Raw genomic sequence first — 22746 nt, 5'->3', positions numbered from 1 at the left:
GGTAAGTGCCCGCTGCGCCGCGCCGGGCTTATGTCCATTAGACGAGTCCAGTCAGATCACCCCTGGAAGTTACGCCGAGCTTCGTAAACACCTGGTAGAGGTGCCCCTCAACAGTCCGGACTGACACGCCCATCTCCAGGGCGATATCGCGGTTCGACGCACCCCGGCCGGCCAGTCGCGCGATCTGGCGCTCCCTGCTGGTGAGCAGCGGGCTGCCGCTGCTGGGCACGATCGGCAGGTTGGTCACTGTGGCGGCCAGGATGTCCAGGCGGGCCTGGGCGGTCCGGGCGGACATCGAGTCGCCGTCCTGCCGTGCGAAGTCCACGGCGAGGGCCATGCACCGGGCCTCGACAGCGTCCAGTTCCAAGGTGGCGGCGAGCTCTCCGCCGGCAAGGAGTACCTTTGCATCCTTGGTGCGGCTGCCCAGCGCTATCAGCCGCGACACCTCTGCCAGTGGTCCCTGCCGGTGGTCTGCGATCTCCTCCAGAAGCCGGAAGTCGGCGTCGCTCCCGTTCACGGTAGCCGCAAGGAGCTCCACCCCTGCAACCGTGTACCGCCCTGCATCCATGTTCCGGCGGGCCGATTGCTTGAGCTTGCTGACGGCGTCGGGGTCGTTCAGCCAGCGCCCCGTCACCAGGGCACAGAAATCGATAAGGCTGTCGGTGGCGAAACCGGATGTGCCGGAGACCCGTTGCAGCTTGGCGAGGTACTTCCTGGCCTGGACCACGTTGCCGATTTGCGCATGGGCCAGGGCGGTGGCCGAGTATGCGAACCGGAGCGCGGTCTGCACAGGCTGCAGTTCCAGCTGCGCGGCCGCGGACATCAGGGGATCGAGGGCGGCCGCGCCACGGCCCGAATAGACGTAGGCGATTCCGGCGGCCAGTTCGGCTGCGGCGCTGCCGTACGGCAGCCGGGATGGTTCCTCGGCGTTTTGCGTGCCCAGAAGGTCGATGCACCGCCGCCACTGGCCTGCCATCAGCAGGACCAGGTAGGCCTCCCGGTTATACCGCTCGCGCAGGCCCACAACATGGGAGGCATCGCTGATCTGCCCGCCGAGCTGCCGCATCAGGCTCAGGGCATCCATCTCCCGCCCCGTCAATGCCAGGGCCGTCATCAGGATGATGGCGGCATTCATGCGGTATTCGGCGTCGGGATTCCTTGCCTGGTCCGCGGCGGACTCAAGTGCGGGAATCAACGCCGCGTAGTCGCCCACGAACGCCCGGTATTCGAACTCCGTCAGGGCAACGCGGTTTAGCGCCGCCGCGCCCGGTTCAGGCCAGAATGCACCGTTGCCTGCAGGCGCCAGCCGTTCCCGTGCCTCCGCGAGGAGGGTGGGCACCTTTCCTGCATGGTCCGGAAGCCGCATCATCACCTGGGCCCTGGCCGCCACCAGATGGGCGTATTCCTCGACGTCGTCCAGTGCGTCCATTTCCGGCCGGGTGATCTCATCCAGCGCTGACAAGGCCTGGACCGGCATATCCAGCTGGAGGTATGCGGCAGCTTTCTGCCGCTGGGCCGGTACCCACTGGGGGTCCGTCCTCTTCAGCATGTCAGCGTACGTGAGGGCAAACTTGGGATCGAACAACTGGACCGCTGCTTCCGCGGCCGCGAGGGCGAAGGCTGGACTCAGCTCAGCCTCGCACTCGTGCGTCCAGGCCGCGAAGGCCATCAGCTCATCGACCGTCATGCCTGCGGGATCGGGTTCCTCGCCGCCAATCAGGACGCTGCGCAGTTCCCGGCGCCGGGCGATGCTCAGCCAGGTCCGCACGACGTCGCCAATGTACTTTTCGCGCAGCGACACCCAGCGGTGGTCGGAGTCGTCAATCTCGAGGAGGCCGCCGTCTTCCATGTCGGCCACCACGTCGGCACTGTAGATGGAGGTCAGGCGGGACAGTTCCACCCGCCGTGCACAGGAGAGCATCTCAATGACTTCCCGGGTTTCCGGGGTTTCCCGTGACCAGCGGGACCTTACGATGTCATCGAGGCTGGCGGCGCCGTCGAGCACCACCTTGTCGCGCAGGGTCCAGACGGAATCGGACAGGACCAGGTTTCCGGACAGCTGCTGCTCCGTGACCAGGGCCTTGAGCAGGAGCGGGTTGCCGCCCACCATGCGGTGGTAGGTGTTGACCAGGGAGGCAGACACCCGGTGGCCCAGCAGGGACAGCAGGACTTGACGGGTTTGCAGCTCGTTGAGGTTGCTGAGCCGCACCTCCGTCAGCCGGTGGTCCGTGAGAAGCCAGTGGAAGTCGGCCGGAAGGTCGCTGATGCCGGGTGCCACAGCGATGATTTTGGCGGTACCGGTCAGGAGCACGTTCAACAGCACTCCGGCGCTCATGTCGTCGATGCTGCCGGCGGTGTCGAGCGTGATGATGCAGGGCCTGCCTGCGGCGTCGCTGCGGATCAGCGACGTGATGCCGCGGAGGATGGCTGTGGGCGACCCCATGTAGGCCTGCGGTAGCCGCGCCAGCAGGAAGGACAGGCACCCGTAGGGGGTGGTGGATCCGGCGGGGCCGTTGCGGAGCTGCAATGACCAGACGTCCGGGCCAAGGTCGGCCACTGCCGCACGGGCGAGGGAGGACTTACCCACACCCCGGCTGCCGGTGATGACGGCTCCCAGGGAGTTTTCGCTGGTGAGGGCGGTGTGGATGGTTTCGAGATTGGCGCTCCGGGCAGGCGCGGACCATTGCTGTTCCGGCGTTACCGGGGCATGGGTGTGCAGCCCAACGTCGTGAGGTGTTGACCCACGTCCCCAGCTGAGTGGCTCGATTGACATGAACTTATCCCCTACATCCCCGATAGCGGGTTGTAGCCCCATTGCTCCCCCGCATAGCAAGAAGAGTACCCTGTGGCACCCACAGGGAAACAGGTTGAAACGGGTTTAAGTTTCTAAGTTGCTATTGCCCGGTCTTGGCGGGGTGGAACTTCTGCTGCGCTGCCGTAAGCCCCTCGCGCAGCAACGCCTCCACGGCATCCGCCGCTTCATCGAGCAGGAACGGCAGTTCCTTGAGTTCGGCGGAGCCGAAGTCCCGCAACACGTAGTCAGCGGTGTCCATCCTGCCGGGAGGACGCCCCACTCCCACGCGGACCCTCAGGTAATCCTTCGTTGCCAGCGCTTTCGAGATGTCGCGCAGCCCGTTGTGGCCGCCTTCGCCGCCGCCGATCTTGAGCTTTACCGTATTAAAAGGGATGTCGATTTCGTCGTGGACGGCAACCACGTGGTCAGGTGTGATGCCGTAGAAATTGGCCAGCGCCGACACCGGGCCGCCGGAAACATTCATGTAGGTCAGCGGTTTTGCCAGGACAACCCGGGGCCCGCCAATCCCCAGCCGCCCCTCCAGCACCTGGGCTCGCGCCTTGTGCGTTTTGAACCCGGCACCGATCCGGCCTGCCAGTTCATCGAGCACCATCTGGCCGACGTTGTGCCTGTTGCCTTGGTACTGGACTCCGGGGTTTCCGAGGCCGACGATCAGCCAGGTGTCAGTCATGGGTCAATCCTAGGGTGGGCTAATTGGGACAAGCCGCAGGCCAGCGGCGGTGGACATGGCAGTGGCCGGACCCCACGGGGATCCGGCCACTGGCAAGGGCATGCCGGGTGATTACTCGGCTGCTGCTTCGGCGGCTTCGGAAGCTTCGCCGGAAACAGCCTCGCCGCCTTCGGTGGCGGTCTCTTCCTCGGTTGCCACGGCCTCGGAGATGTTCACGACGAGCGCCTCGGCGTCGGTCAGCAGGGCGGAACCCTTGGGCAGGACCAGGTCGGAAGCGTGGATGTGCTCGCCGGCGCCGCGGCCTTCGATGGAGACCTCGACGGCGTCGGGCAGGTGGGTCGCCTCGGCCTCGAGGGACACCACGGTCAGTTCGAGGTTGTGGACGGTGCCCGGGGCGGTTTCGCCGGTGACGTGTACCGGAACGTCGACGGTGACCTTCTCGCCCTGGCGGACGGTCAGGAGGTCGATGTGCTCGATGATCTGCTTGATCGGATCGCGCTGGATGTCCTTGACCAGGGCCAGGTGGCCGTCGCCATTGATGTCCAGGGACAGCAAGGCGTTGGGGGTGCGGACAGCCAGGGTGGTGGCCTTGGCGGGCAGGGTGATGTGGATGGGCTCTGCGCCGTGGCCGTAGATGACGGCGGGGATCAGGTTGGCCATCCGGGCGCGGCGGGCGTAGCCCTTGCCGAATTCGGTGCGCAGTTCTGCTGCGAGCTTCTGCTCAGACATGGATATCTCCTTGAAGACTAAACGGTGTTCAGCAAGGGCGGAGGTCTGGTGCGACCTTCAACGCCGGGCGGCCGGAAGCCGGCCCTTCAAGAAGGCGCCCTTCACTGGAAGGGCAGATCAGACCCAGTCGATAACGGAGACTGCAGGCCGTTGTCAGGCATACACCCAACCGGCTGCTCTCCCTCGCCAAGGTATCGGGGACAAGCCTACCAGCGGCGGGCCGGTTTCCTTAAACCGGGACCGCCGCGGCAAAGGGCTTTAGGCGTTGCCGTCGAACAGGCTGGTGACGGAACCGTCGTCGAACACTTCGCGGACTGCGCGCGCAATCAGCGGTGCGATGGACAGCACGGTCAACTGCGGGAACCGCTGGGACGCCGAGAGCGGAAGCGTATTGGTGACCACCACTTCGCGGGCGCCGGAATCGGAAAGCCGCTGGGCGGCCGGCTCGGAGAAGACAGCGTGCGTGGCGGCGATGATGACGTCCTTGGCGCCGGCGTTCTTCAGCACCTGGACGGCGCCGGAGATGGTTCCGCCGGTGTCGATCATGTCGTCGATCAGGACGCAGGTGCGTCCCTCGATCTGGCCCACAACGGTCTTGGACACGGCCTGGTTGGGAACGGTCAGGTCGCGGCTCTTGTGCACGAACGCAAGGGGCGCGCCGCCCAGGCGCTCGGCCCACTGCTCCGCCACCCGGACGCGTCCGGTGTCCGGTGAAACGACCGTGATGTTGTCAGCGTCCACCCGGGTGCGGATGTAGTCGGCGAGCAGCGGGATGGCCATCAGGTGGTCCACCGGGCCGTCGAAGAAGCCTTGGATCTGGGCGGTGTGCAGGTCAACGCTCATGATGCGGTCGGCGCCGGCGGTCTTGTACATGTCGGCCACCAGGCGGGCGGAGATGGGCTCGCGGCCGCGGCCCTTCTTGTCCTGCCGGGAGTACGGATAGAAGGGCGACACCACCGTGATCCGCTTGGCTGAGGCGCGCTTCAGCGAATCGATCATGATCAGCTGCTCCATCAGGTGGTTGTTCAGCGGGGCCGGGTGCGCCTGGATGACGAAGGCGTCCGTGCCGCGGACGCTTTCGCCCGCGCGGACGTAGATCTCACCGTTGGCGAAATCGTAGGCGTCCACCGGGAGGAGGTCGGTTCCAAGCTCCTTGGCGATTTCCCGGGCAAGCTCCGGGTGTGCCCGCCCGGTGGCGAGCACCAGCTTCTTCTCGCCGTGCGCCGTAATTTCGCTCATTGTTACTTGCCCTCTTCTGTAGATGCCGGGGTACTTGAGGAGTCTTTGGTGGCCGCCTGGGCCAGTTCGGCCGAACGGGTTCCGGGCCTGTGTGCCGGAACCCAGCCTTCGGTGTTGCGCTGGGCAGCGATGCTCAAGGCAAGGGCACCTGCGGGTACGTCTTTGCGGATCACCGCACCGGCGCCGCTGTAGGCACCGTCCCCCACGGTGACCGGGGCAACAAAGACCGTATTGGAACCTGTCCGCACACCGGAGCCGATGACCGTCCGGTGCTTCTTTTCGCCGTCGTAATTGGCGGTGATGTTCCCGCAGCCGATGTTGGTGTCCTCGCCAATTTCAGCGTCGCCGGCGTAGCCGAGGTGGGACAACTTGGAGCCGCGGCCGATGGTTACGTTCTTGGTCTCGTAGAACGCGCCGATCTTGCCGCTTTCGCCCAGGACCGTGCCCGGGCGGAGGTATGTGAAGGGCCCGACGGCGGCGCCCGCACCGATCACGGCGCCGGAACCATGGGTGCGGACCACCTTGGCGCCTTCGCCGACGGTAACGTCCGTCAGCGTGGTGTCCGGGCCGACAACGGCGTCCCGGGCCACGGTGGTGGCTCCATGCAGCTGGATGTTCGGCAGGAGCCGGACGTCCTCGTCGAGCGTGACGGATGCGTCGATCCAGGTGCTGGAGGGGTCAATGACGGTGACGCCGGCACGCATCCAGGCTTCAACGGTGCGCCGGTTCAGTTCCGCACCGAGCGCCGCGAGCTGGACGCGGTCGTTGGCGCCTTCCACCTGCCAGCGGTCCGCGGTGACGACGGCGGCCACGCGGCCCCCTGCCTCCCGCGCCAGTGCGAGGACGTCGGTGAGGTACTTCTCCCCCTGCGCGTTCTCGGTGGTGACCTTGCCCAGGGCTTTCCGCAGCACCGCGGCGTCAAAGGCGTAGATGCCCGAGTTGACCTCGCGGATGAGCTGCTCCGCCTCGCTGGAGTCCTTGTGCTCCCTGATCCCTGTAACCGTGCCGTCCTCACCGCGCAGGATCCGCCCGTAGCCGGTGGCGTCGTCCAACACCGCGGTCAGGACGGTCACGGCGTTGGCTTCACTCTCATGGGTGGCAACGAGTTCGGCCAGGAGCGCGCCGGACAGCAGCGGGACGTCGCCGTAGGTCACCACCACGGTGCCGGTGAGCTGCTGTTCCGCGTCAAGGGCCTGGAGTGCCACTTCGACGGCGCGGCCGGTGCCGGGGATGTCGTCCTGGTCAACGATCAGGGCCGAAGGATCCAGCTGGGCGACGTGCTCCGCCACCAGGTCGCGTTCGTGGCGGACCACGATGGCGAGCTGCTGCGGGTTGATGCTGCGGGCCGCCAGCAGCGCATGCCCCACCATGGACCGGCCACCGATTTCGTGGAGGATCTTGGGGGTACGTGACTTCATCCGCGTCCCGGCGCCTGCTGCCAGAACGATGACGGCGGCCGGGCCGGTTTTCTCGGGGATCACGTACGGGCTCTCCTTGCCTGGGTTACGCTGGCGTTTCGGTGTCCGGGCGGCCTGTCGGCACGGAACCGGGTGTCATGCTACTGAACTCCTCGCACAGCAGTTCCGCCCATAGGATTCGAACCTATACTCCACGGCTCCAAAGGCCGGGGTGCTGCCGTTACACCAGAGCGGACCATGCCCCAGGCGCAAGGCCCGGGCACAAGTCCCTATTTTGCCACGGGTTCGGGGCGCCGCGCGACACGGGCCCGCCGCGCCCGCCCCGGGGCCCCGGAAAGCCGGGCCAGGGCCGTAGGGCATGATGGAAATGTGAGCAACAACCCCCCGCGGACGCGAATGACCGCACTCCAGCGCCGGAGCCAGCTGATCGGCGTCGGACGCGGCCTCTTTGCCGCCCGCGGCCTGGACGGGACCACCATCGAGGAGATCGCCGCCTGCGCAGGCGTGTCCAAGCCGGTCATCTACGAACACTTCGGTTCAAAAGAGGGGCTCTACACCGAAGTGGTGGACTGCGAGTTCCACATCCTCCTGGATGCCATCAGCGCCGCCCTGGCCGAGGAGGCAAAGCCGCGGGTCCTCGTGGAACGCGCCGCGCTGGCGCTGCTGACCTATATCGAAGACCGCACGGAGGGCTTCCGGATCCTGATGCGCGACGCCCCGCCCTCCCAGCCGGAAGGCGCCTTCTCCACCCTGCTCTCGCACGTTACCGCCCGGGTGGAGCACATCCTCTCCGACGAGTTTTCCCGCCGCGGCTTCAGCGGCGAAGACGGCGCCATGTACGCCCAGATGCTCGTGGGCATGGTGGCGATGACCGGCCAGTGGTGGCAGGACAGCCGCCAGCCCGACAAGCACACCGTCGCGGCACACCTGGTCAACCTTGCCTGGAACGGGCTCACCGGGCTCAAGAAGGATCCGGAGCTCAAGAGCGAACCGTAAGCACTGGTCACCCTCGGGGGAAACGCTCTGTCAGTCGCCGAGGAGTTCGGAGGACTCCAGCCACTCGAGTTCGAGGGCGTCCTTTTCGTCCGTGAGGTCCTTGAGCTGTTTGTTCAGTTCGGCGAGGGCGTCGAAGTCGGACTTCTCGGTGCTCTTGACCATGTCGTCGTGGAGCTTCTTCTCCTGCTGGTCCAGCTTCTTGAGCTGCCGCTCGATCCGGTTGAGGGCCTTGCGGGCCTCGCGCTTTTCGGCCTCGGAGGGGCCGGACTGGGCGGCGGCCGGGACGGCACCGCCGGCGCTCGTGACCGGGTTGCCGCCGCCGGTCACTGTGGAACCGGCCAGGGCGGCCTCACGGAGCTCTAGGTACTGGTCCACGCCGCCGGGCAGGCCACGGAGCTTGCCGTCGCCGAGCAAGGCCATCTGGTGGTCGGTGACGCGTTCCAGGAGGTAGCGGTCGTGGCTGACCACCACCAGGGTGCCGGGCCAGCCGTCCAGCACGTCCTCAACGGCGGCAAGGGTGTCAGTGTCCAGGTCGTTGGTGGGCTCGTCGAGCATCAGGACGTTGGGCTCCCCCACCAGGAGCCGCAGGAGCTGCAGGCGCCGGCGTTCGCCACCGGACAGGTCCTTCACTGGGGTCCACTGCTTCTGGTTGGTGAAGCCCAGCTGCTCCACGAGCTGGCCGGCCGTGAATTCCCGGCCACCCACGTTGAAGGACCGCTTTTCCCGCTCGATGACCTCAATGACGCGGAGATCGGCGACGTCGTCGAGTTCCTTGACTTCCTGCGTGAGCACGGCCGTGACCACGGTTTTGCCCCGCTTCAGCTTGCCGGCGTCGGGCGTGATCTCGCCGTTGAGCAGCTTGAGGAGGGTGGTCTTGCCGGCGCCGTTGACGCCCACCAGTCCCAGGCGCTCACCCGGTGCCAGGCGCAGGGTGATGTTGTCGAAAAGCTTCCGGCCGTCGTCGCCGCGGAAGTTGAGGGAGACGTGCTCAAGGTCCAGCACATCCTTGCCCAGCCGCGCCGTGGCCATCTTGTTCAGTGCCGTGGAGTCCCGCGGCTCCGGGACGTCCTCGATCAGGGCGTTCGCCGCTTCGATCCGGAATTTCGGCTTCGACGTCCGGGCCGGCGCGCCGCGCCGGAGCCAGGCCAGCTCCTTCTTGACCAGCTGCTGGCGCTTGCTCTCCACGACGGCGGCCATCCGGTCCCGCTCCGCGCGGGCAAGGACGTAGGCCGCGTAGCCGCCCTCAAAGGGGTCCACGATTCCGTCATGCACTTCCCACGTCTTGGTGCACACATCATCGAGGAACCAGCGGTCGTGGGTCACCACCAGGAAGGCGCCCTGGTTAGCCCGCCAGCGGCTCTTCAGGTGCCGGGCAAGCCAGGCCACGCCCTCGACGTCGAGGTGGTTGGTGGGCTCGTCAAGCATGATGACGTCGTGGTCCTCGATAAGCAGCTTGGCGAGGGCCACGCGCCGTTTCTGGCCGCCGGAAAGGGCATGGACGTTGGCGTGCCAGTCGACGTCCGACACAAGACCGCCCATGATCTCGCGGATTCGGGGGTTGCGTGCCCACTCGTAGTCGGCCTGGTCCCCAACGATTGCCGCGCCCACTGTCAGGTCGCCGTCGAGCACGTCGCTTTGGTCCAGGTAGCCGATGTTGACGTCGCCGCGCTTGGTGACCCGGCCGGAATCCGGCGTGGAACGCAGGGCGAGCAGCCTCATCAGGGTGGACTTGCCATCGCCGTTGCGGCCCACCATGCCGATCCTGTCGCCCTCCTCAAGTCCCAGGGTGACGCCGTCAAGGACGGTGCGGGTTGCGTAGGAAACCGTCAGGTTTTCGCCGCCAAGAAGGTGTGCCAAAGGGAACTGCTTTCTGCTGCTCGGGTGGGATTGAAAAAGGGGGTCAGATCAGCGTGTCGGAGACGATGCGCGCCCCCGGAACCGGGCCGTGGACGGCCAGGGCGGACAAGCCGTAGCGCTGCAGGGCCTCTGCCAGGGCCTCCGCGGCCACGGAATCGTCCGCGAGCAGGGCCACCGTGGGACCGGAGCCGGACACGATGCCGGCAATGGCGCCGTGGGATTCGCCGATGCCCAGCGTATCGCGCAGCGACGGGGCAAGTTCAATGGACGCCCGCTGGAGGTCGTTGACCAGGACCCGGCTCAGCGCTTCAGCGTCGCCACCGCGCAGGGCCGTGAGGATCTGCGGGTCGACGCTGGTGGGCTCGGCTGCCTGCACCCCTTCAGCTTCACGCAGCCGGTCCAGGGTCCGGTACACCTCCGGGGTGGACAGGCCGTAGTCAGCTGTCACCAGGACCCAGTGGGTTTGTGCCTTCGCCAGGGCCGGGGACAGTTTGTCGCCCAGTCCCAGGCCGACGGCGGTGCCGCCCAGGAGGGAGAACGGGACATCGGCGCCAAGCTCGGCGGCCAAGTGGGCCAGTTCTTCCCGGGAGAGGCCACTGTTCCAGAGTGCGTCGCAGGCAAGGAGCGTAGCCGCCGCGTCGGCGGACCCGCCGCCCATGCCGCCGGCCACCGGAACCCGCTTGGTGATCTCCAAGTGCACGCCGGTGGCATGTTCGGAAACGTCCGCCATGATCGCGGCGGCTTTGTACGCCAGGTTGTTGCCGTCCAGGGGAATGTCAACGGCGTCCAGGTCCAAGGTGCTGTCCGGGCTGATGCTGACCGTGATGCCGGGCGTCTCCTTGCTGGTGGCGGCCACTTCCTCATACAGGGAGACCGCGAGGTAAACGCTGGCTACGGAGTGGTACCCGTCGGGGCGGAGGGGCCCGACGTCGAGGGACACGTTGACTTTGCCGGGTGCCTTGACCCTGACGGTCCTGGCGGTGAACCGGCCCGGGCGCGCGGCGGTCACGCCCCGGTGTCCTTGGCCTCGGCGATCCGGGCGAACGCGGCGATGTCAATGACTTCACCGCGGGCAGAGGGGTCCACTCCGGCTGCCACCAGGCAACGTTCAGCTTCCGGCGCTCCCCCGGCCCAACCGGCAAGCGCGGCACGCAGGGTTTTGCGGCGCTGCGCAAAAGCGGCGTCCACGACGGCGAACACCTGTTCCCGGGTTGCCGTGGTGGCCGGCGGCTCGCGGCGGGTGAAGGCGACCAGGCCGGAGTGGATCTTTGGCGCGGGCCAGAAGACGTTCATGCCGATGACGCCGGCCTTGCGCATATGGCTGTACCAGGCGGCCTTCACGGATGGAACACCGTAGGTCTTAGAGCCGGGGCCGGCCGCGAGGCGGTCCGCCACTTCGTCCTGCACCATGACCAGCCCGTGCCGCAGGCTGGGAAATTGCTCCAGCAGGTGGAGAACCACGGGCACCGCCACGTTGTAGGGCAGGTTGGCCACGAGCGCCGTGGGCTGGACCGGAAGCCCGGTGACCTTCATGGCGTCGGCGTGCACCAGGTGGAAGGCAGCTGCGGCGGAGGGACGCCATTCCTTCACGGTTTCGGGCAGCTTCGCCGCGAGAACGGGATCTATTTCGACGGCGACCACGGCGGCAGCGGCGTCCAGCAGCCCAAGCGTCAGGGACCCGAGGCCGGGGCCCACCTCCAGTACGGTCTCGTCCGGTTGCACGTCAGCGGCGGCCACGATCCGGCGAATGGTGTTGCCGTCAATGACGAAGTTCTGGCCCAGGGTCTTGGTGGGCCGGACCCCTATTTCCTCCGCCAGCCGGCGTATATCGGAGGCACCAAACAGCGGTGCGGGCGCGGCGGGGATGGGTTCAGTCACCTAGGTATCCTATCCCGCGCGGGGAATCCGTCCGGGACAGCTATGCACGCCAACCTGCCCTGAAAGAACCGCGCCGGCCGGTTAACGGTTGCGGCCGGGCCCGGAATATCCGGACCCGGCCGCGGGCACCAAGGGTGGCGCAGGTGGAGGTCAGCTGCTGGCTGCCCAGCCGCAGCCCCAAGGCTGCAGGCCACGCTGTGCGTAGACGCGGTTGGCAATGTCGATCTGCTGGGCTTTGGTGGCGAGGCTGGCGTTGGGGGCATAGGCACCGCCGCCGGCTCCAATCCAGGTCTGGATATCGAACTGCAGGCCGCCGTAATAGCCGTTGCCCGAGTTGATGCTCCAGTTTCCACCGGACTCACACTGGGCAATCTTGTCCCACATGGCCTCGTTCATCATGGCCGGTGCGGAAGCACCGGTGTTGCTGCCCGTCGAGGTTGCCGGGGCCGCCTGGGCGACCGGCTTGGGCTTGGTGCCCACGGTGATCTTTTCCGCCACCGGCTGCACCGTGACCGTCTCGGACACCAGGGTGCGGGAGGCTTCGCGGCCATCCACCAGGACCAGTTTGTAGGTCTTCTCCAACTTGCCGGCGGAACCCGCCTGGGTGACTTCCTTTTCACCCTTCAGCAGTTCGGCGCTTTCGGTGGTCACCGTGTCAAAACCGATGTCCTCGGTGGCCACGGCGGTCTGGCCGTTATCCACGCGGGAAACCTTGATCACCATGTTGTTCACCACGTGCGCGTTGGCGGGCTGGGAGGTGCGGTCATTGGCGCCAAGGGCCAGGCCGGCATCTTCCAGGACGTTGCCCACAGTGGCAGCCGTGGTGGTGGTGGTGTCCACCTTGCCGTCGGCGACGATGCTGACGGTCTTGGGCGTCGAAATGGACACGAAGGAACCTTCAACGGCGAGTTGCGCGTCCTTGGGAGCGGATACCGACGAGGCACTGGCAACTCCGAGTTCCGTCACCAGGTCTTCCACGTCCTGGGCGGTGGTGTTGACAGTCTTCTCCGCCCCGTCCAGGCTCACGGTGACTTCCTTGGCCTGGTTCACGTTAATGACGGTGCCGTTCTGGACGGAGGCGTCAATGGCAGGGGAAACGCGGTCCGTCGGCTTGAGCTCAAGGTTGGCGCTCTTGACCACCTGGCCGACCGTTCCGCCGAAGGTCTGCACGGACGTGACTTTGCCGTCCACGTTCACCGTGACGGTTTTGTTATTGCCGACGAAGGCTACGAGCCCCACCACCAGTGCGCAGAGCACCAGCATCTGGGCACCAACCTTGAAAAAGCTGATCTTGCCGTCCGTTGTGAAGAACTTGACCACGTTTGCCCGTAACTTTAGGTTCTTCCGGGCACGGGGATTGCGCAATAAAATGCCCGGCACCACCGTGGTAACAGCAGTCCGGGCACCGTTGCGCCGCCACACTCCGCGCAACGGCCTGGGCGGGACCAGGGCCCGTCAGAACATGTTGCAAGTTGAGTGAATTACCCGATGGCCTTCCCCGACCCCGGCTAACAGTTGTCCACTGTAACCGTAGCGTTATAAAGCGGCCAAGAATTCTACATACCAGGTATTCAGATCGGGCTCCAAGGTCGCGATGGCATTAAGCCCATGATCCGTATGCCCGCAGGGTATTCTCGCTGATTCGACCGCACAATACGCCAAGGTCCGATCCTGTCAATTCGGCCATGGCCCGTACGGTGTAGGGCACCATATAACTGGCGTTGGGCCGCCCCCGGTGCGGATGGGGGGTGAGGAACGGCGCATCAGTTTCCACCAGGACCAGGGCGGGATCCGCTACCGTGAGGGCAGCGCGCAGGTTCGCCGCATTCTTGAAGGTCAGCGTGCCGGCAAAGGACATCCACCAGCCCTCCCGGTTGCAGATCTCCGCCAACTCTTCGTCTCCCGAAAAGCAATGGAACACCACCCTTTCCGGTGCGCCTTCCTCACGCAGGACCTGCACCACCTCGTTGTGCGCATCCCGGTCGTGGATCTGCAATGTCAGGTCCAGGCGCTTTGCGATATCGATGTGGCGCCGGAACGAGTACTTCTGGTGGGCCAGGCCCTCGCCCCGGGTCCGGTAGAAGTCGAGCCCGGTTTCGCCAATGGCACGGATCCGGGGATGGGCAGCCAACTCCTCGATCTCGTCAAGCGCCTCCTCCAGTTGACCCCTGGCCGCATAACGGGGTGCGTCATTGGGGTGCAGGGCAACGGCTCCGAGTAGCCGTTCGTCCTGCTCCACCGCCTGGACGGTGAAACGGGAGGATTCCAGGTCGCATCCCACCTGGACGGCTCCCTGGACTCCCACCGCGGCCGCGGCGTCAAGGGCCGCCCGGATTCCAACCGGCGCTTTTCCCTCCGGGAAATCGAGATGGGTGTGGTTGTCCATCACCGGCACCGGCAGCGGTTCCGGTGCAGGCGGGAAATCCCGCGTCCGGCCGCCCTCGTCATCCGGCGCTTCCCCGGCGGCGGTGGTGCGGTAGGCATTGGGAATCAGAGAAGTGCACATCCATCCAGCCTAACCGCGGCCGGGTGCCCCCATATTTGTCGGAACTCTCTGTCTGCCGGTGCAGTTGTGTTAGTAGTCTGGTACGAACAGATGCGAACGCCCACCGAGGGGCGAAGGCAGGCTTGCTGTCACGTCCAGGTGAAACCGGGCTGAAAGGTTGCCGATGGAACCCCACCGACGTATTGCCACCGAGGGAAGCACTGCCGCGGGTAGTTTTGCGGGCGTCGCAGAGCCCGTCAGCCGGCTGAACGGCCACCGGCGGGCGGCCGCGATGGACGGTGAGTCTTTCCACGCCGCCAGCCAGCGCATCCTGACAACAGTCAATACCGTGATCGACGGGAAATCTGATGCCGCCAAGCTCGCGCTGACCGTCCTGCTGGCGCAGGGCCACCTGCTGCTTGAGGACGTGCCCGGCGTCGGAAAGACGCTCCTGGCGAAGACGCTGGCGCGAACCATCGACTGCACCGTCAACCGCATCCAGTTCACCCCCGACCTGCTGCCCTCCGATGTCACAGGGGTGTCCATTTACAACCAGGCCTCCCGGCTGTTCGAGTTCCGGCCGGGCGCGGTCTTTGCCAACATCGTCATCGGCGACGAAATCAACCGCGCCTCCGCCAAAACCCAGTCGGCCCTGCTGGAGTGCATGGAAGAACACCAGGTGACGGTGGACGGGAACTCGTACCGCCTGGGCGAGCCGTTCATGGTGGTGGCCACCCAGAACCCCATTGAGATGGAGGGGACATATCCGCTGCCCGAGGCCCAACGGGACCGCTTCATGGCGCGGATCTCCATGGGCTATCCGGACAAGGACGCCGAGATCGAGATGCTTGAAACGCACCAGGCCGCGTCACCGCTGGCCACGGTGTCGGCAGTGGTCAGCACGGCCGAAGTGGCGGCCATGATTTCCACGGTCCAGCAGGTATACGTGTCCCAGGCAGTCAAGGAGTACACGGTTTCGGTGGGCAGGGCCACCCGGGAAAGCCCGCTCCTCAGGCTGGGCGCGAGTCCACGTTCCATGCTGCAGCTGCTGCGTGCTGCCAAGGCCACGGCCGCCCTTGACGGCCGCGATTTCGTCCTGCCGGATGATGTGGTCCACGTCGCGGAGGCAGTCCTGGCGCACCGGATCATCCTGGACCGGAAGGCAGCAGGCTCCGGCGAGACTCCCCACAGCGTGCTGCGGGGCATCCTCTCGCGGCTGCCGGTTCCGCATGCGCCATCGGATCCCAACCCAGCTTCTGCCGGCAGGAGCACCGCATCGGTGGCCGGCCTCGGCAGGAACCGCTAGGCGGAACCATGGCGCTGCTGGACAGGCTTCCGCGGCATCTCTTCACCCAGCGCGGCTGGGGGATGCTGGGTGCCGGCGCCGCCGCCATGGCCGCGGCCTACATCATGGGCCGGCGCGACCTGCTTACGCTCAGCGTCCTGCTGCTGGTCCTTCCCATGGTTTCGCTGGCAGGCATCCACCTGGTCAAGCCCCGCTTCCGCGTCTACCGCGAGTTCAACCCCTCCCCCGTGGAAACGTCGGCCCCCACCAGCGTGCGGCTGGCCGTTTCCCGGACCGGAAACGGGAGCGGCCGGGCCACCATGGAGGAGCGCCTGCCGTCCCGGTTCGGTGAATCCCCCGCTTTCCGGTTTCCTTCCCGCTCAGCCACAGGCGGAACCAGCCGCTACGAGTACACCCTGCGCTCTGCCCGGCGGGGCCAGTTCCGCATTGGGCCGGTCACTGCTGAGTTCACGGATCCGTTCGGGCTTTCCCTGCACCGCCAGGCCATTGACGACGGCGACATCCTGACCGTGACGCCTGCCGCCGTCGTTCTTCCCCTGACGGGGCTCGCCGGGGCACGCGGCAACGACGGGGTCACAGCGACCAGGATCCGCGCCAACCCGAGCGACGACGACGTCATGACCCGGGAATACCGCCACGGGGACCCCATGCGCCGGGTCCACTGGGCCGCCACCGCCCGGCACGGTGCCCTCATGGTCAGGCAGGAGGAATCCGTCACCACGCCCGAGGCAACCATCATCCTGGACCACCGCTTTCCGGCGTTTTCCGCCGGCTCCACGGCGGTGCCTGCCGGGCTCTCGGGACAGGACGGGCCCGCGATGGCCACCAGCGGCACCTTCGAGTGGGCCGTGGTGGCGGCGATGTCCATCAGTACGCATCTGTCCGAGCGCAACTACGGCCTGCGGCTGCTGGATGTCCGCGGGGAACCGGCGTTCCTCCATTCCCCGTCCGCGCCCAACCCGGAGTCGGAGGAATACAGCGGCACCTCCGGGCTCCAGTCCATCGCCGAAAGCCTTGCCGCGATCCAGCTCACCGGCCCACACCACCATCACCGTGACAGCCGGATCCTGGACGCGGTGGCCCGCGATATCCCCCTTTCCGGCCCCCGCAACCGCACGGGCCAGGATTCCGGGCCTCCCCCCTTCGACGACCGGCTGATGGACAAGCTGTCAGCCCACCGCATGCGGGGGCCCCTCATTGCCGTGCTCGGGAGGATCTCACCCGAGGAGGCGCTGTCCCTCGCCCCTGCCGCCGGTTACGGCACGAATGCCTTTGCCATCCTGGTGGTGGACAGGCCCGGCGACTTCGGCCCCGTCCTCGAAGCGCTGCGCCAGGGCGGGTGGCGTGCGGTGGCCGTACCGCCGTCGGTCCCGGTGGCCTCGGCGTGGGGACAATTTGACCAGGACGTGGAGCTTCCGGCACCGGCCGTGGAAGTCCGGCGCGGGGCGGGGGTGGTCCGGTGACCATGGCCCCGGCCCGGCCGCCGCAGACCGGGCAGCACCAGCCGCCTGTGGGAATATCCCCGTCCCGGTCCCGTGTTGGTGCCTTTCCCTGGGCGATGGCGGCTGCGGTATCCGTGGCGGTCTGCGGTGCTGCCCTCTCGCTGAACGGTGTACTGCGGGGCTGGGGCTGGTACTGGCCCGTGTTCACCACTGTGCTGGTGGTGAGCTTCACCCTGGCTTCGCTGCGCGCCGTCCGGGCCCAGCCGCTGCTGGTGACTGCCGGCGGGTTCCTGTCCCTTGCCGCCATCCTTACCCTCACGTTCTTCCGGGGGTCGAGCATCCTGGGGTTCATCCCCACCCCTGCCACTTTCACCGACCTGGGCCGGCACATCCGGCGCGCCAGCGAAACCGTTCTTTCCGAAACTGCGCCGGTGGCGCCGAACGTCGGAATCGTCATGGTGATGTGTGCCGTGCTCGGCCTGGCCGTCATCCTCGTGGACGCACTTGCCGTACCCCTGGGCATGCCCGCCGCCACCGGAGTGGGATTGTTCGCCATCCTGGTGGTGCCGGCCGTGATCAAGCCGCAAAGCGTCGGCTTCTGGGGCTTTACCGGTGCCGTTGCCGGCTACCTGATGATCCTCGCCTGCAGCCAATGGTTCGCCCCTGACCCACGGACCCAGGCCGATTCCGTCCGGACCCCCGGACAGATCAGGCGGGCCGCCCTGACCGGCGCCGCTGCGCTGCTGGCCACCCAGCTGGTTGCCCTGGCCATCCCCGGATTTGACCAGGGAACATTCCCGCAGGGCTCCCGGCTCAATCCCTGGGGAACCTCGACGGGGCTGAACCCCATGATCACCCTGGGAAACAGCCTGCGGACCCCTGACGGCAGCGGCAGGATCACCTACGCCACCAATGCGGCCAGTCCGCTCTACCTGCGGTCCGTAACGGTGGACAACTTCGACGGCGAATCCTGGGGCCCGGACGACCGGAACGCCTCCCGGCTTCCGCTCGTGGGGCAGCTTGACCCCGGCTACGCCGCCCCGGCAAGCGACCAGGTGCAGCAGGTGACTGCCATTGATACCGGCTCCTTCAGCAGCCCCTACCTTCCGGCACCCTACGCTCCTGAATCGGTGCGTGGGCTGGACGGCCGGTGGACCTGGGATCCGGCCACCCTCAGCATCAAGGGCTCGGACACCACCTCCCGGCGGCAGGAGTACGTGGTCACGTCATCGGTGCCGAACCTTTCCGCCGGCCTCCTGGCACAGTCCTCGGCCCCGCTGCGGAACAACATTCCCGAGGATTTCACCAGGATCCCCGGCAACGTCCCGGAGATCGTGAGGACCACTGCCGGGACCGTGGCAGGCGCCAGCAACACCCCGTACCAGAAGGCGATGGCCATCCAGCGGTACCTCCGCTCGGCCGAGTTCACCTACTCCCTGCAATCGCCTGTGCAGGGCGGATACGACGGGAACGGACTATCCGTACTGGCTGACTTCCTGGAGCAGAAAAGCGGCTACTGCATTCACTACGCATCGGCAATGGCCGTCATGGCACGGCTGGAAGGTATTCCCAGCCGGATTGCGGTGGGCTACGCTCCGGGAAGGCTGACCGGGGCCACTGTCACCGTGGCCGGGCAGGGCGCGCTTCCCGAGTTCGAGGTGGATGCGCGCGACGCCCATGCCTGGCCGGAACTGTACTTCCAGGGCGTGGGCTGGGTGCCGTTCGAGCCCACCCCCTCCCGCGGCGTGGTTCCTGGTTACGCGAGCGAGTCCTCGTCCCCGTCCGCCCCCGGTGCAGTCGAAAATAATGCTGACCTGGTTCCCGACGCTACTCCGGCGCCGGCCCCTGCGCCCAGCGCTGCCCCGGTTCCGGCTCCCGGCACAGGTGGCGGCACGGAAACCGGTCTGCAGCTCCTGCCGTTCCTGATCGGTGCCGGCGCAGTCCTGGGCGCGGTCCTGCTGGCGGCGTCACCGCACCTGGTCCGGACCACTACCCGTGCCCGGCGCCTCCGGCCCAGGGATCCGGGTGAAGCCGTCCCGCTGGCCTGGAGCGAACTGCTGGACCTGGGCACCGACTTTGGGGTGTCCCCGGACCCCAGCGAGACCCCGCGGGCCTATGCCGGGCGGCTTCGCGCCCGCTTCGGGGAACCCGGCGGGATGGATGCAGCGGCGCACCAGGCCGCGGGTGTGATCACCGCGGATTTCGAGCGGCACAGGTACGGCCGGCCCCCGACCGGCCCGAAGGCGGGCGACGCCGGCGCTGCGGCACGCATCGAAGCCCTGGAGCTCGCCTTGCGCGCCAACGCCACCCGGTGGCAACGATTCCGTGCCGCCTGGCTTCCGCCGTCGGTCATGGTGCGGCTAGGACGGATGCTTGCGGCACCCTTCAACGCGGTGCGCCGGCTCCTCGCCGCAACGGCAAAGGCCGCCACCCGCACCCTGCCCGTGCGTTCACGGTAAGGGCGGGCGGCGGCCGGCGGCCCGGGCGCGACTGCCCGGGCCAAAGTACCCGGGTGCTTATCCCGCGTAGGGGTCGGCGATGCCGATGTACTGGGTGTAGAGGTACTCCTCGATGCCTTCCAGGCCGCCCTCGCGGCCCAGTCCGGACTGCTTGACACCGCCAAAGGGTGCTGCGGCATTGGAGATGACTCCGGCGTTCAGGCCCAGCATTCCGGTCTCAAGGCGTTCGCCCATCCGGATGCCGCGGTTCAGATCCTTGGTGAAGACGTAGGCCACCAGCCCGTATTCGGTGTTGTTGGCCAGCCGCACGGCGTCATCCTCGGAGGAGAAGGTGATGATCGGGGCGACGGGCCCGAAGATTTCCTCCGAAAGGATGCGGGTTCCCTCGGTAACGCCCGCCAGGATGGTGGGCTGGTAGAAGTAGCCCGGCCCGTCCACCGGAGCGCCGCCCAGGACCGCCTTGGCGCCGGAGGCGACGGCGTCCGAGACCAGTTCGTGGACCTTGTCCCGGCTCTTGGCATCGATCAGCGGCCCCACCTTGGAGTCGGGTTCGGTGCCGCGGGCGGTGGTCATTTCCTTCATCTTCGCGGCGAACTTCTCCGCGAACTCGGCTGCCACGGACTCGTGCACGATGAACCGGTTGGCCGCGGTGCAGGCCTCGCCCATGTTGCGCAGCTTCGCCAGCATCGCCCCGGCGACGGCGGCGTCCAGGTCCGCGTCCTCGAAGACGACGAACGGCGCGTTGCCACCCAACTCCATGGAGGTCCGCAGGACGGTCTCGGAAGCGTCGGACAGCAGGCGGCGGCCCACCTCGGTGGAACCGGTGAAGGAGAGCTTGCGCAGCCGGGCGTCCTTGATCAGCGGACCGGTGGTGGCCCCTGCCGTGGAGGTGGGGATGACATTCAGGACTCCGGCGGGCAGGCCCGCCTCCTGCATGACGGCGGCAAACAGCTGCGAGGTCAGCGGCGTGAGGTTCGCGGACTTCAGCACCATGGTGCAGCCTGCGGCCACGGCGGGCGCAATCTTGCGGGTGGCCATGGCGAGCGGGAAGTTCCACGGCGTGATCAGCAGGCAGGGGCCCACCGGCTTCTTGGTGACCAGCAGGCGGGACTTGCCGTCCGGGGAGACGGAGTAGCGTCCGAAGGCGCGGACGGCTTCCTCGGAGAACCAGCGCAGGAATTCGGCGCCGTAGGTCACTTCACCCTTGGCTTCGGCCAGCGGCTTGCCCATTTCCATGGTCATCAGGAGCGCGAAGTCCTCGGCCCGCTCGGTCACCATTTCAAAAGCACGGCGCAGGATTTCGCCGCGTTCGCGCGGGGGCACCTTCGCCCAGGATTCCTGTGCGGCCACGGCAGCGTCCAGTGCTGCGGCGCCATCCTCCGCGCCGGCGTCGGCGATGCTCAACAGGACCTTGCCGGTGGCGGGATCCTCGACGTCGAACGTCTTGCCGGAAGCGGCATCCCGCCACTCGCCATTGATCAGCAATCCGGTGGGAACAGAGGCCAGAAGCTGGCTTTCGCGGTCCGCGGTTACGGCCGGCTGTGCGGTGACAGTCACGATGACTCCCTCGTCAGTAGGGTTGTTGGCAGCCCTCCGCTGCGGCCGGAACGACCGGGCCCATCAGGCTGATTAAGTGCCAGACTACTGCCGGGGTTCGCCCGGGGTCTACGCCGCTGCGCACTGCCGAACCCGCGTTCTGCTGTGCAGCTGCACAGCGGTCCTTGAAGGCTTGCGGGCGGCTGTCAGCGGGCCGCCAGCACGGCGGAATAGAGCTCCCTCTTGCTTACCCTGACGTCCTCGGCAACAGCGGCCACAGCTTCCTTGAGCCGGATGCCCTGGGCCACCAGATCGTTCACCGCCGCAACGTGGTCCTCGGGGGTGCCCGCCGCCTGTTCGGGCGCACCTGCCACCACGACGGCGATCTCACCCCTGACCTCGGAGCTTTCCGCCCATTGCAGAAGCTCGCCGAGCGGTCCCCGGAGTACTTCCTCATAGGTTTTGGTCAGTTCGCGGCAGACGGCCACCCGCCGGTCCGCGCCGAAACGTTCCTTCAACGCCCGGAGCATGGCCTCAAGCCGGTGCGGCGCCTCAAAAAACACCATGGTCCGGCGTTCCCCGGCAAGCTCGGCCAGCCGGGATGCCCGTTCGCCCGTTTTCCGCGGGAGGAAACCTTCGAAGCAGAACCGGTCCGTGGGCAGGCCCGAGAGGGCCAGCGCTGTCAGGACAGCGGAAGGGCCGGGAACCGCCGTTACGGTCATGCCGGCAGCCACGGCGCCTTCCACCAGCCGGAAACCGGGGTCGGACACTGACGGCATGCCGGCGTCAGTGACCATCACCAGCGTGCTGCCGGCCCTGACCTGGTCCAGCAGCTCCGATGTCTTGGCCGCCTCGTTGTGCTCGTGGTAGCTGATGATCCGCCCCGCCACCGTGATGCCCAGGCTTTGCACCAGCCGGTGCAGGCGGCGAGTGTCCTCCGCGGCAACGATGTCCGCTGTTGCGAGCAGTTCCACCAGCCTGGCGGAGGCGTCACCCGTATTCCCGATCGGAGTGGCGGCAAGGATGATGCGTCCTGCCGCTGCCGGGCCGGATTCTGGCGGGGTGCTGGGGGAAGGGTCCACGCCTCAAGCCTACTGCCGGGGGGACTGCCGGCCGCAAAAAGGTAGCATGGGGCTCGTGACGCAGACCTCCACGCGGCCGCCCGGAGCCGGACAACCAGCTCCCCCCACCCCCGGCCAGGACGCCCCGGAGGCACCAGGCAGCGGCGGGAACTCCGGGACAGGCGGCAGGGCGGCCCGGCCATGGATCAGCCGCCCGGCCGAGGCCTTCACGCGTGAAGCGCTGCACGCACGGCTTCTCGGAGGAGTGCGCTCCTGGCGGGACTACCCGCCGTCGCTGCGGCTGTGGATGCTGCTGGTTCCGGTCCTGACAGCCGTGGCCGGCGGGATCCTCCGGTTCGTCCGGCTGGACGCTCCCCACAAGCTGGTCTTTGACGAAACGTACTACGTCAAGGACGCGTACTCGTTCCTGGTCAGCGGCTATGAGCGCAACTGGCCGGACAAAGCGAACGATTCCTTCAACGCCGGCGATCCATCGGTCCTGCTCCCCTCCCCCGAGTACGTGGTCCATCCGCCGGTGGGCAAGTGGATGATCGCCGCCGGGATGGCTCTGTTCGGCGCGGACAATTCCTTTGGCTGGCGGTTCGCTGCAGCTTTCACCGGAACCCTCTCCATCCTGCTCCTTGCCCTGATAGCCCTGAAACTGTTCCGGTCGTTGCCGCTGGCCGGCGCCGCCGGCCTGCTCCTGGCCGTGGACGGGCACCACCTGGTGATGTCCCGGACCTCCCTGCTGGACATCTTCCTGATGTTCTGGATCCTCGCGGCTTTCGGCGCCCTGCTGCTGGACCGGGACGACGGGCGGCGCCGGCTCGCAGCACGCCTGGCACAGGCGGCGGC

General features: G+C 67.1%; 17 protein-coding genes and 1 tRNA gene. 5 read left to right on the top strand and 13 right to left on the bottom strand.

Annotated features, from left to right (window positions below):
* Positions 1 to 37 precede the first annotated feature (37 nt).
* The 6 genes from AC5RTT_RS10445 to AC5RTT_RS10420 all read right to left on the bottom strand — a co-directional run bounded on the left by AC5RTT_RS10445 (position 38) and on the right by AC5RTT_RS10420 (position 7106).
* Entirely contained in the window at positions 38 to 2773 is a 2736-nt protein-coding gene (locus AC5RTT_RS10445) for a helix-turn-helix transcriptional regulator (RefSeq protein ID WP_494145132.1), read from the bottom strand.
* Positions 2774 to 2894: 121 nt separating this feature from the next.
* The gene (pth, locus tag AC5RTT_RS10440; protein ID WP_494145131.1) at positions 2895 to 3485 is read right to left on the bottom strand and encodes an aminoacyl-tRNA hydrolase; all 591 of its coding nucleotides are present in this window, start codon (positions 3483 to 3485) and stop codon (positions 2895 to 2897) included.
* Positions 3486 to 3596: 111 nt separating this feature from the next.
* Complete coding sequence (locus tag AC5RTT_RS10435) at positions 3597 to 4214, bottom strand: 50S ribosomal protein L25/general stress protein Ctc (RefSeq protein WP_494145130.1); 618 nt, start codon at positions 4212 to 4214, stop codon at positions 3597 to 3599.
* Positions 4215 to 4472: 258 nt separating this feature from the next.
* Positions 4473 to 5453 carry a ribose-phosphate diphosphokinase gene (locus tag AC5RTT_RS10430; RefSeq protein WP_009356261.1) on the bottom strand — a complete coding sequence of 327 codons (981 nt, stop codon included), beginning with the start codon at positions 5451 to 5453 and terminating at the stop codon, positions 4473 to 4475.
* Between the two features lie 2 nt (positions 5454 to 5455).
* On the bottom strand, positions 5456 to 6934 hold the full coding sequence (gene glmU, locus AC5RTT_RS10425; protein ID WP_494145129.1) for a bifunctional UDP-N-acetylglucosamine diphosphorylase/glucosamine-1-phosphate N-acetyltransferase GlmU: 1479 nt from the start codon (positions 6932 to 6934) through the stop codon (positions 5456 to 5458).
* Positions 6935 to 7034: 100 nt separating this feature from the next.
* Positions 7035 to 7106, bottom strand: a tRNA-Gln gene (locus AC5RTT_RS10420).
* A gap of 134 nt (positions 7107 to 7240) precedes the next feature.
* Between AC5RTT_RS10420 and AC5RTT_RS10415 the strand changes: the two genes are divergently transcribed.
* Positions 7241 to 7867, top strand: a complete 627-nt coding sequence (locus tag AC5RTT_RS10415; protein ID WP_494145128.1) for a TetR/AcrR family transcriptional regulator — start codon at positions 7241 to 7243, stop codon at positions 7865 to 7867.
* 30 nt (positions 7868 to 7897) lie between these two features.
* On the opposite strand, the gene AC5RTT_RS10410 is transcribed toward AC5RTT_RS10415, so the two are convergent.
* From AC5RTT_RS10410 to AC5RTT_RS10390, 5 genes are all read right to left on the bottom strand, one after another.
* Entirely contained in the window at positions 7898 to 9724 is a 1827-nt protein-coding gene (locus AC5RTT_RS10410; protein WP_494145127.1) for an ABC-F family ATP-binding cassette domain-containing protein, read from the bottom strand.
* Positions 9725 to 9767: 43 nt separating this feature from the next.
* A complete protein-coding gene (locus tag AC5RTT_RS10405; RefSeq protein ID WP_494145126.1) occupies positions 9768 to 10733 on the bottom strand; it encodes a 4-(cytidine 5'-diphospho)-2-C-methyl-D-erythritol kinase in 966 nt (321 codons plus the stop codon).
* Positions 10730 to 11602 (bottom strand): 16S rRNA (adenine(1518)-N(6)/adenine(1519)-N(6))-dimethyltransferase RsmA, encoded by an 873-nt coding sequence (gene rsmA / locus AC5RTT_RS10400; protein ID WP_494145125.1) that lies wholly within the window; start codon positions 11600 to 11602, stop codon positions 10730 to 10732. Before rsmA ends, AC5RTT_RS10405 begins: the two co-directional genes overlap by 4 nt.
* 150 nt (positions 11603 to 11752) lie before the next feature.
* Positions 11753 to 12922, bottom strand: coding sequence for a resuscitation-promoting factor (locus AC5RTT_RS10395; protein WP_494145124.1), 1170 nt, complete (start codon positions 12920 to 12922; stop codon positions 11753 to 11755).
* 280 nt (positions 12923 to 13202) lie between these two features.
* A complete protein-coding gene (locus AC5RTT_RS10390) occupies positions 13203 to 14108 on the bottom strand; it encodes a TatD family hydrolase (RefSeq protein WP_494145123.1) in 906 nt (301 codons plus the stop codon).
* A 163-nt stretch (positions 14109 to 14271) separates the two neighbouring features.
* Between AC5RTT_RS10390 and AC5RTT_RS10385 the strand changes: the two genes are divergently transcribed.
* The 3 genes from AC5RTT_RS10385 to AC5RTT_RS10375 are packed head-to-tail and all read left to right on the top strand — an operon-like array spanning position 14272 to position 19294.
* On the top strand, positions 14272 to 15393 hold the full coding sequence (locus tag AC5RTT_RS10385) for an AAA family ATPase (protein WP_494145122.1): 1122 nt from the start codon (positions 14272 to 14274) through the stop codon (positions 15391 to 15393).
* 8 nt (positions 15394 to 15401) lie between these two features.
* Positions 15402 to 16856, top strand: coding sequence for a DUF58 domain-containing protein (locus AC5RTT_RS10380; RefSeq protein ID WP_494145121.1), 1455 nt, complete (start codon positions 15402 to 15404; stop codon positions 16854 to 16856).
* Positions 16853 to 19294: a transglutaminase TgpA family protein gene (locus AC5RTT_RS10375; RefSeq protein WP_494145120.1), complete on the top strand. Its 2442-nt coding sequence runs from the start codon at positions 16853 to 16855 to the stop codon at positions 19292 to 19294. The genes AC5RTT_RS10380 and AC5RTT_RS10375 overlap by 4 nt, the downstream gene beginning before the upstream one ends.
* Before the next feature lie 57 nt (positions 19295 to 19351).
* Here the strand turns inward: AC5RTT_RS10375 and AC5RTT_RS10370 are convergent, their stop codons facing one another.
* Both AC5RTT_RS10370 and rsmI read right to left on the bottom strand, forming a co-directional pair.
* The gene (locus AC5RTT_RS10370) at positions 19352 to 20851 is read right to left on the bottom strand and encodes an NAD-dependent succinate-semialdehyde dehydrogenase (protein WP_494145119.1); all 1500 of its coding nucleotides are present in this window, start codon (positions 20849 to 20851) and stop codon (positions 19352 to 19354) included.
* Positions 20852 to 21036: 185 nt separating this feature from the next.
* Positions 21037 to 21912 (bottom strand): 16S rRNA (cytidine(1402)-2'-O)-methyltransferase, encoded by an 876-nt coding sequence (rsmI, locus tag AC5RTT_RS10365; protein WP_494145118.1) that lies wholly within the window; start codon positions 21910 to 21912, stop codon positions 21037 to 21039.
* A 46-nt stretch (positions 21913 to 21958) separates the two neighbouring features.
* Here rsmI and AC5RTT_RS10360 point away from each other — a divergent pair.
* Positions 21959 to 22746 (top strand): phospholipid carrier-dependent glycosyltransferase (locus AC5RTT_RS10360; RefSeq protein WP_494145117.1); only part of this gene is annotated, 788 nt, incomplete at its 3' end.

This window comes from Arthrobacter sp. Y3221157 (assembly GCF_059089865.1).
The sequence above is the reverse complement of the archived record's forward strand: the minus strand, read 5'-3'. Positions and strand labels throughout refer to the sequence as shown.

Bases quoted from the DNA above. Each gene is read 5' to 3' on its own strand.
- AC5RTT_RS10390 (WP_494145123.1), bottom strand. From the start codon at position 14,108: ATGTGCACTTCTCTGATTCCCAATGCCTACCGCACCACCGCCGCCGGG.
- AC5RTT_RS10380 (WP_494145121.1), top strand. From the start codon at position 15,402: ATGGCGCTGCTGGACAGGCTTCCGCGGCATCTCTTCACCCAGCGCGGC.
- pth (WP_494145131.1), bottom strand. From the start codon at position 3,485: ATGACTGACACCTGGCTGATCGTCGGCCTCGGAAACCCCGGAGTCCAG.
- AC5RTT_RS10445 (WP_494145132.1), bottom strand. From the start codon at position 2,773: ATGTCAATCGAGCCACTCAGCTGGGGACGTGGGTCAACACCTCACGAC.
- AC5RTT_RS10435 (WP_494145130.1), bottom strand. From the start codon at position 4,214: ATGTCTGAGCAGAAGCTCGCAGCAGAACTGCGCACCGAATTCGGCAAG.
- AC5RTT_RS10430 (WP_009356261.1), bottom strand. From the start codon at position 5,453: ATGAGCGAAATTACGGCGCACGGCGAGAAGAAGCTGGTGCTCGCCACC.
- AC5RTT_RS10385 (WP_494145122.1), top strand. From the start codon at position 14,272: ATGGAACCCCACCGACGTATTGCCACCGAGGGAAGCACTGCCGCGGGT.